Annotated in this window: 14 protein-coding genes; 9 read left to right on the top strand and 5 right to left on the bottom strand. The window is 56.3% G+C overall.

Annotated elements, in window-relative coordinates:
* Positions 1–28 precede the first annotated feature (28 nt).
* The 4 genes from GGE09_RS03210 to GGE09_RS03195 all read right to left on the bottom strand — a co-directional run bounded on the left by GGE09_RS03210 (position 29) and on the right by GGE09_RS03195 (position 4,940).
* Positions 29–1,258 carry an MFS transporter gene (locus tag GGE09_RS03210; protein ID WP_309743810.1) on the bottom strand — a complete coding sequence of 410 codons (1,230 nt, stop codon included), beginning with the start codon at positions 1,256–1,258 and terminating at the stop codon, positions 29–31.
* 77 nt (positions 1,259–1,335) lie between these two features.
* The gene (locus tag GGE09_RS03205) at positions 1,336–2,721 is read right to left on the bottom strand and encodes a HAMP domain-containing sensor histidine kinase (protein WP_309743808.1); all 1,386 of its coding nucleotides are present in this window, start codon (positions 2,719–2,721) and stop codon (positions 1,336–1,338) included.
* A 69-nt stretch (positions 2,722–2,790) separates the two neighbouring features.
* Entirely contained in the window at positions 2,791–4,218 is a 1,428-nt protein-coding gene (locus tag GGE09_RS03200) for an FAD-dependent oxidoreductase (protein WP_309743806.1), read from the bottom strand.
* Positions 4,218–4,940 carry a TVP38/TMEM64 family protein gene (locus GGE09_RS03195; RefSeq protein WP_309743804.1) on the bottom strand — a complete coding sequence of 241 codons (723 nt, stop codon included), beginning with the start codon at positions 4,938–4,940 and terminating at the stop codon, positions 4,218–4,220. The genes GGE09_RS03200 and GGE09_RS03195 overlap by 1 nt, the downstream gene beginning before the upstream one ends.
* Before the next feature lie 312 nt (positions 4,941–5,252).
* Here GGE09_RS03195 and rpmH point away from each other — a divergent pair, with 312 nt between their 5' ends.
* From rpmH to GGE09_RS03175, 4 genes are all read left to right on the top strand, one after another.
* Complete coding sequence (gene rpmH, locus GGE09_RS03190; RefSeq protein ID WP_309743802.1) at positions 5,253–5,387, top strand: 50S ribosomal protein L34; 135 nt, start codon at positions 5,253–5,255, stop codon at positions 5,385–5,387.
* An 18-nt stretch (positions 5,388–5,405) separates the two neighbouring features.
* On the top strand, positions 5,406–5,822 hold the full coding sequence (rnpA, locus tag GGE09_RS03185; RefSeq protein ID WP_405048521.1) for a ribonuclease P protein component: 417 nt from the start codon (positions 5,406–5,408) through the stop codon (positions 5,820–5,822).
* Positions 5,823–5,955: 133 nt separating this feature from the next.
* Entirely contained in the window at positions 5,956–6,177 is a 222-nt protein-coding gene (gene yidD, locus GGE09_RS03180) for a membrane protein insertion efficiency factor YidD (RefSeq protein ID WP_309743797.1), read from the top strand.
* 162 nt (positions 6,178–6,339) lie between these two features.
* Positions 6,340–7,566 (top strand): aminopeptidase P family protein, encoded by a 1,227-nt coding sequence (locus GGE09_RS03175; protein WP_309743795.1) that lies wholly within the window; start codon positions 6,340–6,342, stop codon positions 7,564–7,566.
* Between the two features lie 19 nt (positions 7,567–7,585).
* On the opposite strand, the gene GGE09_RS03170 is transcribed toward GGE09_RS03175, so the two are convergent.
* Positions 7,586–8,143 carry a hypothetical protein gene (locus tag GGE09_RS03170; protein ID WP_309743793.1) on the bottom strand — a complete coding sequence of 186 codons (558 nt, stop codon included), beginning with the start codon at positions 8,141–8,143 and terminating at the stop codon, positions 7,586–7,588.
* Positions 8,144–8,505: 362 nt separating this feature from the next.
* Here GGE09_RS03170 and ttcA point away from each other — a divergent pair, with 362 nt between their 5' ends.
* The 5 genes from ttcA to yihA all read left to right on the top strand — a co-directional run bounded on the left by ttcA (position 8,506) and on the right by yihA (position 13,923).
* A complete protein-coding gene (gene ttcA / locus GGE09_RS03165; RefSeq protein WP_309744813.1) occupies positions 8,506–9,393 on the top strand; it encodes a tRNA 2-thiocytidine(32) synthetase TtcA in 888 nt (295 codons plus the stop codon).
* Between the two features lie 41 nt (positions 9,394–9,434).
* A complete protein-coding gene (locus tag GGE09_RS03160; protein WP_309743791.1) occupies positions 9,435–10,379 on the top strand; it encodes a LysR substrate-binding domain-containing protein in 945 nt (314 codons plus the stop codon).
* Between the two features lie 324 nt (positions 10,380–10,703).
* Positions 10,704–12,521, top strand: a complete 1,818-nt coding sequence (gene yidC, locus GGE09_RS03155) for a membrane protein insertase YidC (RefSeq protein ID WP_309743789.1) — start codon at positions 10,704–10,706, stop codon at positions 12,519–12,521.
* On the top strand, positions 12,518–13,273 hold the full coding sequence (locus tag GGE09_RS03150; RefSeq protein ID WP_309743787.1) for an MOSC domain-containing protein: 756 nt from the start codon (positions 12,518–12,520) through the stop codon (positions 13,271–13,273). The genes yidC and GGE09_RS03150 overlap by 4 nt, the downstream gene beginning before the upstream one ends.
* Positions 13,273–13,923, top strand: coding sequence for a ribosome biogenesis GTP-binding protein YihA/YsxC (gene yihA / locus GGE09_RS03145; RefSeq protein WP_309743785.1), 651 nt, complete (start codon positions 13,273–13,275; stop codon positions 13,921–13,923). Before GGE09_RS03150 ends, yihA begins: the two co-directional genes overlap by 1 nt.
* Positions 13,924–13,925 lie beyond the last annotated feature (2 nt).

The raw sequence follows: 13,925 nt of genomic DNA, 5'->3' as shown, positions 1-13,925 counted from the left end.
ATTCTTCGACAAGAGGTATCGTTGACGCCTATCTGTCGTCGCCTGCGGTGTCATCCACATCAGGGTGCAACATCGCGGCCATTTGGGTGCCCTGTGCGCTGATCGCCTGCGCGTGGCCTGTATCCTCGGGCGCATCGGTTTGCACGCGACGGATCAGCGCCACCGCAGCAGTCAGCGCAGCAATCACCGCCAACCCTGACATGAACCCCGCAGGACCAGCGACCCCCAGAATGAACGCCCCGCCAAAGGCCCCGATCAGAATGCCCGCGTTCAACACCAGCACCAAAGTCCCGCTGGCAGGCACGATCTGGCTGGGGCGCAACTGGTCATTACAATGGGCAACACAAAGCCCGTAAATCGGCAAAACCGTCGCGGCAAGGATGGCAACCAGCACCACCTCGCCCCCAGAGAACACCCCGACAGCCCCTGCAAGTGCCGCAAAAGTTGCCAGCACGGACAGGCCTAGCATCACCAACCTGCGGTCAATCCGATCCGACAGCCAGCCCACAGGGAATTGCACCGCCGCGCCTGATATGGTGCCCACAACCAGCAAGGCAGTCGCCTCGGCCACGGATTTGCCAAGCGCCAAGCCATAAAGCGGCAGTGCCACATAAAACCCCGCCTGTGACACCCCGTTCAGCGCCGCGCCAAGCACCGCCGTGGGCGAAACTCCCAGCAATTTGGCGAAAGGCAACCGTTCGGGCACCACGTAATCCGGCGCGGGTTTCACCGACAATAATAGCGGGATCAACGAGAGGGAAATCAGCACGGATGTGATAGCAAACAGCACGGTGGACCCGCCAAACCCCACCAGTGCCTGCCCCGCAGCCGCGCCGCCGGTTTGCACCACAAAATAGATCGACAGCACCGCTGCGCGTTGTGAATTATCCACTTTGGCGTTCAGCCAGCCTTCGGAAATTACATAAAGGCCCGGGAAACAAAATCCCGCCAGCATCCGCATCGCAGTCCAGCTGATCGCATCATCGGTGACCAGATGCATTACCGCTGCCACCGAACACAATGACGCCAGCGCCCCGAACGCCCGCACATGGCCGACGCGTTCCACCAGACGGGGTGCAATCACACAACCTGCAAGCGCCCCTACAGGATAACCCGCCTGCATGATCCCGATCACCGTTTCGGAAAAGCCGATGGCACTGCCGCGAATGGACAGCAAAGTGGACAACAGCCCATTGGCCATCATCAGCATCATCATCCCTGCAAACAGGGCCCAATTATCACGAATCGCTCTTATCATGGGCCAGCGCTAACATAGGGTGGGGCGCGTTAAACCCTAAAATACGACATAAACTGGCGTATCAAGCCCCCGAAGCCCTAGACATCGCCGCGAGGCAACCAAATGCGGAACACCGCGCCCGCGCTGGAATTATCCGCTAAATTCAAGGTGCCCCCATGCCCCGTGACCAGCTCGGATGATATGGCGAGGCCCAGCCCTGTGCCGCCTTTGCGCACATTTCCTTCAAACGGTTTGAATATTTTATCAAGCGCGCGCGCAGGCAACCCCGGCCCGTTGTCGCGCACCAAAATCACCCAACCATCGTCTTGTTCCGACGCTTCAAGTTCGATCCGCCCGCCTTTGGCGGATTCCAGAACCTGACGGGCATTGCGCACCAGATTGCTGACCACACGATAGATCTGATCCTCATCTGCGGTCACGTGGATGCCAGCCGCAGGCAGTGCGACGATTTCAATCGCGCCGTTACTCAACGCCAGAGTTTCCGCCTCGACCACGTCCTCTAACAGATGCTCCATCGCAAAAGAACGCAGGCTGGGGGCGGCTTCCTCGGCCTTGCCAAAAGCCAGCGTGCTTTCGCACAGGTTCACCGCACGCGACAGACTGTTCAGCAGCTTAGGCGCGATCTTTTGCACGCTCGGGTCGTTGCTGTGTTCCATCCGGTCCGCCAGCAATTGTGTAGTCGTCAGGATATTGCGCAGATCATGGCTGATTTTTGAAACCGCCCCACCCAATGCGGCCAGCCGTTCCTTTTGGCGCAAGGACTGGCTCAGCTGGATTTCCATGCTTTGCAGTGCGGTTTCTGCCTCAAACAGCTCTGTTACGGTGGCTTTGGGCTGAATGATCCTGCGGGAATCTTCGGGTGCATCGCCGTAATTTTTAATCTGGCGCACCAGCCGTTCCATCGGGCGCACCATAAAACGGCGCACTGCGATAAACAGCAGACAAGCCGTGATGAAGGAAATCACCGCCGAGAGGGTCAAAATCCGCAGGCCATAATCCCACAAAGCCGCCCGCAACGGGGGTTCCTGCATGGCTGCCTCGATCAGCAGGCCCGCACCTTTGACAGGGGCGCCCATCACACGGATCACCCGATCCTCGCGCCGCAACATGGTGGCAAAAGCATCACTGATCAGGGTCAGCGGCGACGCATCGCGCAAATCATAGGTCTGATCCACCATTGCCGTCATCGGAGAGCTTAGGATCAGTTCCCGCATCTGGTTGCGCCGCAAAACGATGTTCAAAACCCCAGCGTTTTCCAGCAATTCTGCCTCTAGTTCCGGCTCGACCATATCGTTGGTCGTGGCCAACAGCGATAGGGACGCGATCTGCGAGCGTTCCAACCGTTCTTGCAAAAAGTCCAACCGGAATCGCGCCACCGAAGGGACAAAGATCAGGATCTCGGCCAGCATGACGAAAATAATCGTCAGCAGCAAAAACCGCCCAGAAAGTGACCTTAGAAACATCCTGTCCCCTGTACCGAGCCCCGCATTACGGCCGCCCTATAGTAGATACGCACGCGTTTTAATATCAGATCAAAACCTTTGCACAAACCGAACAACGCGCTTTACCCAAGGGTTGTCAAACAGGCGCGGTGTGAAATAGGCCCCAGCCACCCGTTTATTCACCTCACCAAGGGTCGGATAGGGCGACACCATTGCTGCCACGGCCCCCATTTTCAACTTGTTGGCGATGGCCAGCGCCCAAATCTGGATCAATTCCCCCGCCTGCGGCCCTGCAATCGATGCCCCCACAGGGCGACCTTTGACCACCATCACCTTAACCAGACCGCGGGTCTGTAATTCTGTCCGCGCCCGGTCGTTCTCGGCAAAATCGAACCGCACCACTTCTAACTTGTCGCCATGTGTCTTGCGGGCCTCGGCCTCGGTCAGGCCGACTTGGGCCAGTTCGGGGTCGGTATATGTTGCCCAAGGGATGTGATCCCTACGTTGTTTTGACGGCAATCCGAACAGCGCAGAGCGAATGATCACCCCCGCATGATAGCCCGCCACATGGGTGAATTGCAGCCCCGCGGCCACATCGCCAATGGCGTAGACCCGTTTGTTGGTGGTTTTCAGACTGGCATCCACCTTTATGCCCCCCTTTACAGGTTCCACGCCCGCCGCTTCCAGATCCAGACGCTCCACGTTCGGCTTGCGACCGACGGCCATCAAAAGATGGGTGCCTTTAAACACAGCGCCTTCCTCGGTCTCTACCTCGATGGCGCCCGCGACACTGCGCACGGCCTTGGCCAAAGCCCCCTCAATCACATCGACCCCTTCGGCGCGGATGTTCTCCAGCACGATGGCTGCCAGTTCAGGATCATCTTTACCCAGCGCCTTTGCGCCCTCAAGCACTGTCACCGAACAGCCCAACCGCCGGTGCGCCTGCGCCAGCTCCATGCCGATCGGCCCGCCACCGATAATAATCAGATGGTCGGGTCGATCCCGCAGATCAAATATCGATTCATTGGTGAAATAGGGCACGCTGTCCAACCCCGGAACCGGTGGCACAAAAGGCGATGATCCCGTGGCAATCACAAAGCGCCGCGCGGTGATAAGTGTATCGCCCGCCTGAACCTCGGTAGGGGAAATAAAGGTGCCATAGTCTTGGATGACCTTCACCCCCAAACCTTCGAACCGCGCCACGCTGTCATGGGGTTCAATCCCTGCAATTACGCGGGAAACATGATCTTTGGCAGCGGCATAATCCACCTCTGGCACCACGGGTTTCACCCCGAAAGCAGCCCCTGTGGTCATGGCATGGGCATGTTTGCCCGCCGCAATCAGCGCCTTGGACGGCACGCAACCATAGTTCAAACAGTCGCCGCCCATTTTATAGCCTTCGACCAGCACCACATCCGCGCCCATCTGCACAGCGCCCGCCGCAACCGACAGCCCGCCCGACCCGCCGCCAAGGATACAAAGGTCCGTTTTGATCCGTTTTTTAACCTGCGCCCCCATCACACTACATCCTTTTTCTTAACAAAGCGTTTCAGCACAATCGGCAGCGCTGCCAAGGCACAAAGCCCCAGAATCGGCCCCAGAATACACGGCTCGAAGATCAGCCCCAGATCAGGCGAATCGCCACTGGCAAAGACCGCCCCCAACCCCGAGCCAACCGACGTATAGACAATCGACCCCGGCATGATGCCAAAAAATGTTGTTAGGGCGAAATTGCGCAAACCCACGCCGAGAAAGGCAGGCGCTAGGTTGGCCAGAAAGAATGGAATCGCAGGCACCAAGCGCATCAGGAACAGATAGCTGATCTCATTTTCGCGCAGACCCGACTCCATACGGCGAATCAAACCGGGGCGTTCGGTCAATTTGGCATGCAGCGCATCCCCCAGCCCCGTTTTCGCCGCCAGAAAGATCGCCATCGCCCCCAATGTAGCGCCAATCACACAGAATAATGCCCCGGGGAAAATGCCAAACAGAAAGCCCCCCGCCAGCGTCATCACTGCGGCACCGGGCAGGGAAAACCCCACAACGGCCACATAAACCGCCGTAAAAACCAAGGCAGCCAGCATATAGTTGCTATCCCGCCACGCGATAAGTGCCATGCGATTGTCGCGCAATGTGTCAAAGCTCAGCACATCGCGCAGTGCGAAAAAGCCGATGATAGCGACCAGCGCAATCCCGAGAATCGGCCACAAACGCCGCGTTTCAACAGTGGTGGATTTCATAAATATCAGCCGTCCTTAGGCCCGTTCACAGGGCAATTTCACATCCTGCGCCCTATTTGAGGGAACCGCCTGCGCAAAGATACCCCACTCACGGGTGGTTGATCGCGCGTTAACAATTGTTTCAGGTTTCTGGACCTGTTCGATAGTATTCTTTATAAAGACGAACAGGGTCGCGCCGAATGCCGCGAATTATTGCAGATTTTTTCGACTCTAGCGAATTGACTTACCCAACCGCAGCCCCTAGAAGCCAACTCTCGAATAGACTGGCCCTCGAATCTTCCGGATTTGGGCTACCCGATCAGGAGAACCGAAATGAAACGTACTTTCCAGCCGAGCAACCTCGTTCGCAAACGCCGCCACGGCTTCCGTTCGCGCATGGCCACTAAAGCAGGCCGCAAGATTCTGAACCGTCGTCGGGCACAGGGTCGTAAAGACCTGTCTGCATAAGACTTTCGGTTTTCAGTTTTGAACCCGCCGGAGGCGACACAGGGCACCCCAATGGTTGCCGGTGCAACGCCACCGGCGGTTTCCGTTTGCGCGGTGTCCAAACCCGTCCAAAACATGAAGACACGCAAACAGTTCCTTGCCTGCAACAATAAGCGGCGTCAGGGCACTAAAGCGTTTCTGCTTCAGGCTCGGAATCGCCACGACGATGACCCGACTATTCACGTGGGGTTCACCTGTTCCAAAAAAGTTGGCAATGCGGTGGCCCGCAACCGCGCCAAGCGCCGCTTGCGCGAAATCGCACGCCTTGCGCTGCCGGACCACGGTCAACCCGGATGGGACTATGTGCTGATCGGGCGCAAAGACGTGACCGCCACCCGCGAATTCACCCAAATGACTAGCGATCTGCGATGGGCCCTGACCAAAGTATCCCCATAACGCCGCCCCTTATTCAACGTTCTCCCAGATTTTCCGCCCCACCCGCTCTTTTTGGTCCAAATATCCAATCCAACCACCACCCCCAGCCTGACACACACTGGTCGCACACCACCCCGCGTGCTATTTCCCGCAGATGACCCCACTTGCCTTCGTCCTGTCCCTGCCCGTTCACGCCTACCGCAAGACATTCTCGTCTTACGTCGGCCACGGCTGCCGCTTTCAACCCACCTGTTCCGCCTATGCACTGGAAGCCCTTGAAAAACACGGCGGTATCAAAGGCAGTTGGCTAGCCGCGTGGCGCATTGCGCGCTGCCACCCCCTGGGGGGATCTGGTATCGACAACGTGCCCGACTAACCCAGCCCCTAAAATTCCTTTTGCATTTCCATGCCGCTTTGCTAAGACCCTGATAAGGGCGATGGCGTCGCCTCACACACCTGCGTGTGCTTCTCAAACCTGTTCTGAACGCCGGAACATGTTGCAGGGGTTCAAATCAGGCTCCTGTCAAAGGAGACCTTAATGAACCAACATTCCCCAATCCTCCGCCCCGAACACTTTACCTTTGCCAATGGCGATAAGGCCCCGCTGCCGTTTGCCCAATCGGAATATGACGCCCGCCTTGCAGGGCTGCGTGCCATTATGGCCGCGCAAAACCTCGATGCGGTGATCCTGACCTCGATGCATGGAATCGCCTATTATTCGGGTTTTCTCTATTGCTCGTTTGGCCGCCCCTATGCCTGTGTCGTCACCCAAGACCGCGCCACCACCGTTTCGGCCAATATTGACGGCGGCCAACCTGCGCGGCGCTCGGCCTGTGAAAATCTGGTCTATACCGACTGGAAACGGGATAATTACTGGCGGGCGGTGAAAACCTGTGCTGCGGGGGCCACACACATCGGCATTGAAGGTGATCACCTGACGCTGGCCCAATTGGAAAAGCTACGCGCGTTTTTTGAAGTGGATCACATGGCCGACATCGCGCCCGCATCTATGCAGCAGCGGATGATCAAATCCCCCGCTGAAATTGCCCTGATCCGCGAAGGCGCACGGGTGGCCGACCATGGAGGCTATGCTATTCGCGACGCGATCAAACTGGGTGCCTCGGAAATCGAAATCGCCATGGCAGGGCGGGATGCGATGGAACTGGAAATCGCAAGGGCCTTCCCGCACTCTGAAATCCGTGACAGTTGGGTCTGGTTTCAATCCGGCCTGAACACCGACGGGGCGCATAATCCTGTGACCACACGCAAGCTGGAAAAGGGGGATATTCTGTCCCTGAACACCTTCCCGATGATCAGCGCCTATTACACCGCGCTAGAACGCACCCTGTTCATCGGGGAACCGGACGCCGCATCCCTAAAGCTGTGGCAGGCCAATGTGGACGCCCATGAACTGGGCCTGTCCCTGATCAAACCGGGCGCCACTTGTTCTGGCATTTGCGCCGAAATAAACGAGCTGTTCGCCGCCCGCGACCTGCTGCAATACCGATCGTTTGGCTATGGCCATTCTTTTGGCGTCTTGTCTCATTATTATGGGCGCGAGGCGGGGCTTGAGTTGCGCGAAGACATCGACACAGTTCTGACCGAGGGCATGGTTGTGTCTATGGAACCCATGTTAACCATCCCCGAAGGCATGGCGGGCGCTGGGGGCTACCGCGAGCATGACATTCTGGTGGTTGGCGCAGATAGTGCTGAAAATATTACCAAATTCCCCTACGGACCCGAACACAATATCATCGCGGCCTAATCAAAAACCGCCAGCGGCCTTAGTCTTTCAGCTTGGGCCGCTGCTTGAACCATGTGGCGATTGTTTCATAGATCAGGAACAACATGATTAGCGCGGGCAGGATCGAGACACCTGTAAACCCGTGGGAATCCGGCCCGAAATCCTTTTGAATTTCCTTCACCAAAGTCCCCACGCCCTGGGGTGCCTTGCGCATCTTCTTGAACTGGCGCACGGAAGTGTCCACCAGAATTTTAAGGTTCTTTTCAGGGTCTTTGCCCGCCAGTTTCGCGGATTTATCCAGATCGACAACCAGCTTTAACAAGCGGCCCATCACCCCGTCCATCCAGTCCACATAGGCCTGACTTTGCGCGTTCAGTTTGTCATAAACAGCAGACCCTTGCAGTTGGGTTAACGGGGTATATTTCCCCATAAACGCTGTAACCTTCTTGCGTGCGGCCAGAATTTTACCTTTGTCCAGCTTATCCAGTTTGATGTTGAACGCGGTGGGCGAAACCTCTTTGGCCAGCGCGCGCAGGGCTTTATCAGCCTCTAACACGGCTTTGCGCACCTTCATATCCAAAGCCGATACGTCTGACATAACCGTCCCCTTAAAAGGATCAGCCTAGCGAGTTTTTATATTCGAACGGTGATTTTTTGCACGTTTTGCCGGAATAGTTACAGCGCCCAAAGAAACGGGCCCTGACGTTGCCGCCAAGGCCCTATCGCAGATCCCCAAAGCCGAAACCGGATACCCCCTACTATGGTAACATCCGCTCTTCGGACTCCTGATAGGACCGCAACATTTTTTGGACCCATCCACGCAGGCCAATCAGAACCTTTGGCATTTCACTGCTTTCTTCTTTCACCGCCCCTTTGGTGGGACTTATGTATGTGATACGGATCGTCCAGCTTATTGGATCACTGCTTGTTTTTCATATCGGCTTTGGCTATCTCAGCCTCATGCTAGACACACCCACAGACATTCACCCCCTGTTTTACGGCGCACCCTCGACCACCGAGTACAAAAAGCTGCGCAAACGGATCATCCGCCAAACCCGTGAGGCCGTAGAGCAATACGGCATGGTTGAACGGGGCGCGAAATGGCTGGTCTGTCTGTCGGGGGGCAAAGACAGCTACACGCTGCTCGCCGCGCTGACAGAACTGCAATGGCGCGGGTTGCTGCCTGTAGAAATTCTCGCCTGTAATCTGGATCAGGGGCAGCCGAACTTTCCTGCCACCGTTTTGCCGGAATTTCTGGAAAAGATGGGCGTGCCGAACCGGATTGAATATCAAGACACCTATTCCATCGTGAAAGACAAGGTTCCCGCAGGCCGCACCTATTGCGCCATGTGTTCGCGCCTGCGTCGCGGCAATCTGTACCGCGTGGCCCGCGAAGAAGGTTGTACTGCGATTGTGCTGGGCCATCACCGCGACGATATTCTTGAAACCTTTATGATGAACCTGTTCCACGGCGGGCGGTTGGCCACCATGCCCCCCAAACTGTTGAACGAGGAAGGCGATTTGTTCGTCTATCGCCCGCTGGCTTTTGTAGCAGAGGCCGATTGCGAGAAGTTTTCCAGCGCGATGAATTACCCGATAATCCCGTGTGATCTGTGCGGATCACAGGACGGCTTACAGCGCCAGCAGGTGAAACAAATTCTGGACGGTTGGGAAAAGAACAGCCCCGGCCGCCGCCAAGTAATGTTCCGCAGCCTGATGAACGCAAGGCCAAGCCATTTGCTGGACCCGAAACTGTTTGATTTCGCTGGCCTGATGCGTGACGGCACCGACGGAACCCAAAGTACCGGGCACAACACTGACAGCGACCAGCCACCGATCCTGTCATAATCCAAATTTGCAAAGCTCCAGCTTTTTGATAACTGGGGCTTATGAAAATATCGCTTCGCCACCTCAGCTATTTCCGCGCCCTGTGCCAGCACGGCCATTTCGGCCACGCTGCGGACGCGGCCAATGTCTCGCAGCCCGCTTTATCGGTTAAGATTCAAGAACTCGAAGATATCCTGCAAGCGCCGTTGATTGACCGCACCACCCGCCCGTTTCGCCCAACCCCCTATGGCAACCGTATTCTGGATCGTGCCAATCGTATTCTGGCCGATGTGCAGGCACTTGAAGACAGCGCACAATTGCGGCGCGGGGTTGAAGGCCCTTTTGCCCTTGGGGTCATTCCCACAGTCGCGCCTTATCTTTTGCCCGCTGCCATTCCGTTGATCCAAAGCCGTTTGCCCCAACTCGATCTGCAAATCCGCGAGGGCACGACAGATGAGCTGCTGGACGAGTTGGACCAAGGCAAACTGGACGCCTGTGTCATCGCCACCGAGGTGCAATCGGATAAATTGCAACAAACCGACCTGTTTGCCGATCGTTTCCTACTGGCCATACAGGCAAAACAGGCCGATGCGCTGGGTCTGAAAGACTGCCAGATTGCGCTTAGCGATATAGCGCCGCTAAAGCTGTTATTGCTGTCCGAGGGCCATTGCCTGCGCGATCAGGCCAAAAGTTTCTGCCAATATGCAACCCAAGAGACCCTGAACCAGATCGGAGCCAGCAGCCTGCAAACACTGGCAGGACTGGCTGCGGCGGGCTATGGTGCGACGCTGATTCCGGAAATCGCCTTTCAAGACACTGAATTCAAAGGCCCGCTTGCCGTGTTGCGCATCGCGCCGCCCGAACCGGAACGCAACATTTCCTTTGTCACTAAAATCCATATGGAAAAAACCATGGACAGCGTTGAACTGGAACGGATTTTCGCCGAGGCAGGGGCGCTGAAGACCAAAGAGACCCGCGAAAAACTGGCGGCCCGCACATCGGTCTAACCTGAAACCTAAGATGCGTTGTTTCGGGGAGTGCTATTCGTTTCACACCTGCGAATCCCGGCGCCCTGTTTAACCCTATAAGCTGAACCGTTTCACCAAAACTTGACTTTACACGGACATCGGCAAATCACAGCCCGACCACCCCGAAATCAGGCCTAACCTGTTCTTCTGTCACCACATTAATCTGCACAAGCAGCCCCAAGTGACACCAAAGCCAAACCACCCCTGCGCCCAAAAGCATCAATCCGGCCCTTATCCCTTGACCTTTGCCCCTCGTTTCTATTGAACCGCCTCACACATTTCCAAACGTTTTCAAGGCAGATCATGGACGATCAAAACAAGAATCTTATCCTTGCAACCGGGCTTAGTATGCTTGTGATCCTTGGGTGGTTCGCTCTTTTCCCACCGCAAGACCCCGTTCCCCCAGCGCCAACGGCGACGCAAACAACCGCGCAGGGTGTTGCGATCACCCCCTCGGCAGAGGGTGGCACCGCGGTTCCGACGGTTGACGGACAACCCGCTGACAGCCGCGCCGTGGCGCTTGGCAAGACAGCCCGCGTCCAGATCAAGACCGCTCAGGTCGAAGGATCGCTGTCACTGGTTGGCGGCAGGTTCGATGATTTGCGTCTTTTGAAGTATAACGTGAAACTAAACGACCCGTCGGTAAAAGAGACCCTGCTATCCCCCGCAGGTGGCCCCAAAGCATACTATGCGCTTTATGGTTGGGCCCCCGCAGGCGGTCTGGATTTTGCTGATGTTCCTGGTGCTAATACACCGTGGCAGGTCGAATCAGGCGAGGTTCTGACAGAATCCACCCCCGTCACCCTGAAATGGGACAACGGCAAGGGTCTGATCTTTCATCGCACCATCGGGATCGACGAAAACTATATGTTCTCGATCACTCAAACTGTTGAAAACACCACAGCCGAGCCGATTAAGGTTCAACCCTACGGCATCGTTGCCCGTGAAGGCGAGCCGGACACCATCGGCTTTTACATCCTGCACGAAGGCGTGGTTCGCGCCTCTGACGGCGAGATTCAAGAAATAGACTATGACGACATGCCCGATCAAGAGGCCGATCCTTCTGAAGGCGGCAATGTGGATAAGATCAAAGTCGAACATGACGGCTGGATCGGCTTTACCGATAAATACTGGATGACCACACTGGTCCCGACACCCGGTTCGCCTTTCACATCGGTTGCGAAATACACACCAGCCAATGACGTTTACCAAACAGATATGCGCCAACCCACTATGACCGTTGCTCCGGGCACCACAGCCGAGGCCACGTCATCCATGTTTGCAGGGGCCAAAGAATGGGCCACGATCAGCCATTACCAAAACGATAATGGCGTCAAACAATTCGTTGATTCCATCGACTGGGGCCTGTTCTTTTTCCTGACCAAACCGATCTTCCGCGTACTGCACTGGCTGAACGCCCAAATCGGCAACATGGGTTGGTCCATCATCGGCCTGACCTTTATCATCAAGGCCATCCTGTTCCCGCTGGCTTATAAATCCTACTCCTCTATGGCGCGGATGAAAGAACTACAGCCGGAAATGGAAAAGCTGAAAGAGCGTGCAGGCGACGACCGCCAGAAAATGCAGCAGGAAATGATGAAGCTCTACAAAGAGAAAAAAGTGAACCCTGCCGCTGGGTGTTTGCCGATCCTCTTGCAGATCCCGATCTTCTTTTCGCTGTATAAGGTTATCTTTGTGACGATCGAATTGCGCCACGCGCCGTTCTTTGGCTGGATCAAAGACCTTTCCGCACCAGACCCGACCTCGCTTTTGAACCTGTTTGGCCTGTTGCCTTGGCCTGCACCAGATGCAACTTCGTTTCTGGCGATCCTCTCTATCGGGGTGTTCCCGATCCTGATGGGCATCACCATGTGGCTGCAACAAAAGCTGAACCCAGCCCCAACAGACAAAACACAAGCGCAGATTTTCGCGTGGATGCCTTGGGTATTCATGTTCATGCTGGGCCGCTTTGCCAGTGGTCTGGTGGTATACTGGGTTGCCAACAACACGATCACCTTTATCCAGCAATATTCCATCATGCGGATTCAGGGGGTTAAACCCGATATCTTTGGCAACATCCTAGGCGGCCGCCTTAAACGCAAGAAAGCAGTGGAAAAATGATCACGGTCACAGAGCTTTATCGCCACCCCGTGAAAGCCCACGGACGCGAAGCTCTGTCCGAGGTTACGCTGACGGCTGGCAAAACCATGCCATGGGATCGCGTCTGGGCCGTAGCCCACGAGATGAGCAAGTTTGACGATGCGGCCCCAGAGTGGGCCCATTGCGTGAACTTCTCTCGCGGGGCCAAAGCCCCAAGTCTGATGGCGATCAGCGTCAGGATGGATGAACAGGCCAATACCCTGACCTTCACCCATCCTGATCTTCCGACCCTGACGATCAACCCCGACATCCCTGACCAAGCCGCCGAACTGGTGGCTTGGACAAAACCGATCATGCCCGCAGACCGCGCCGCATCAGATCGCGTAGTGCGCGCACCAGATAGGGGCATGACCGATACGCCGTTTCCGTCAATCGCGATCAACTCACACGCCTCATTGCGCGCGCTAAGCGATAAAGCAGGGCAAGAGGTTTCCCCCCTGCGCTGGCGCGGCAATATCTGGATCGACGGATTGGACCCTTGGGCCGAATTTGACTGGATCGGCCGCGAAGCCCAAATCGGCACCGCCCGCCTGATAATCCGCGAACGCATCACACGTTGCCCGGCCACCACCGCAAACCCCGACACAGGCGCGCGCGATCTGGACACGTTAAACATTCTAACCGAGGGTTGGGGTCACAAAGACTTCGGCGTCTACGGTGAAGTCATAGAAACCGGCGACGTAAAACTCGGCGATAAGCTGGAACTCCTGTAATGGACATGCAATTCACACTGGCCGAAACACCGGATCACGACGCGCTTGAAAAAGGCCGTCTGCTGTTCGCGGGTAATACCGATTTCCTGAAAGGTGTGGTGGCCATGTCCGGCCTGCCCGACTCCGACCGCATCGAGGTTTGCTTTGCAGGCCGCTCCAACGTCGGGAAATCCTCTCTGATCAACGCGTTGACAGGCCGCAAGGCACTGGCACGGACGTCAAACACCCCTGGGCGCACACAGGAAATCAACTTCTTCACCATGGGCGAAGATCACTATCTGGTCGATGTTCCTGGCTATGGTTATGCCAATGCGCCGCTGCCAGTGGTGGAAAAATGGCAACGCCTGCTAAAAGCCTACCTGTCAGGCCGCCCGTCCCTGCGCCGTGTGTTTTTGCTGATTGATGCCCGTCACGGCCCCAAAAAGGTCGATGTGGAAATCATGGAAATGCTGTCCAAATCAGCCGTCACCTTTCAGGTTGTTATGACCAAATGCGACAAATTGAAATCTGATGATCTGGCCAAAGTGACCGAACGCACCATTACAGAAATCCGCAAATACCCCGCGGCCTACCCCGAACTGGTGCAAACCAGCTCTGCCAAGGGCGAAGGTCTCGAAACCCTGCGCGCCATCGTGGCCGGGATCGTATAACC

Source organism: Roseobacter sp. N2S (genome assembly GCF_031454055.1).
Taxonomy (GTDB): Bacteria; Pseudomonadota; Alphaproteobacteria; order Rhodobacterales; family Rhodobacteraceae; genus Amylibacter.
Note: the sequence above shows the minus strand (reverse complement) of the source record. Positions and strands in the feature narration are given on the sequence as shown.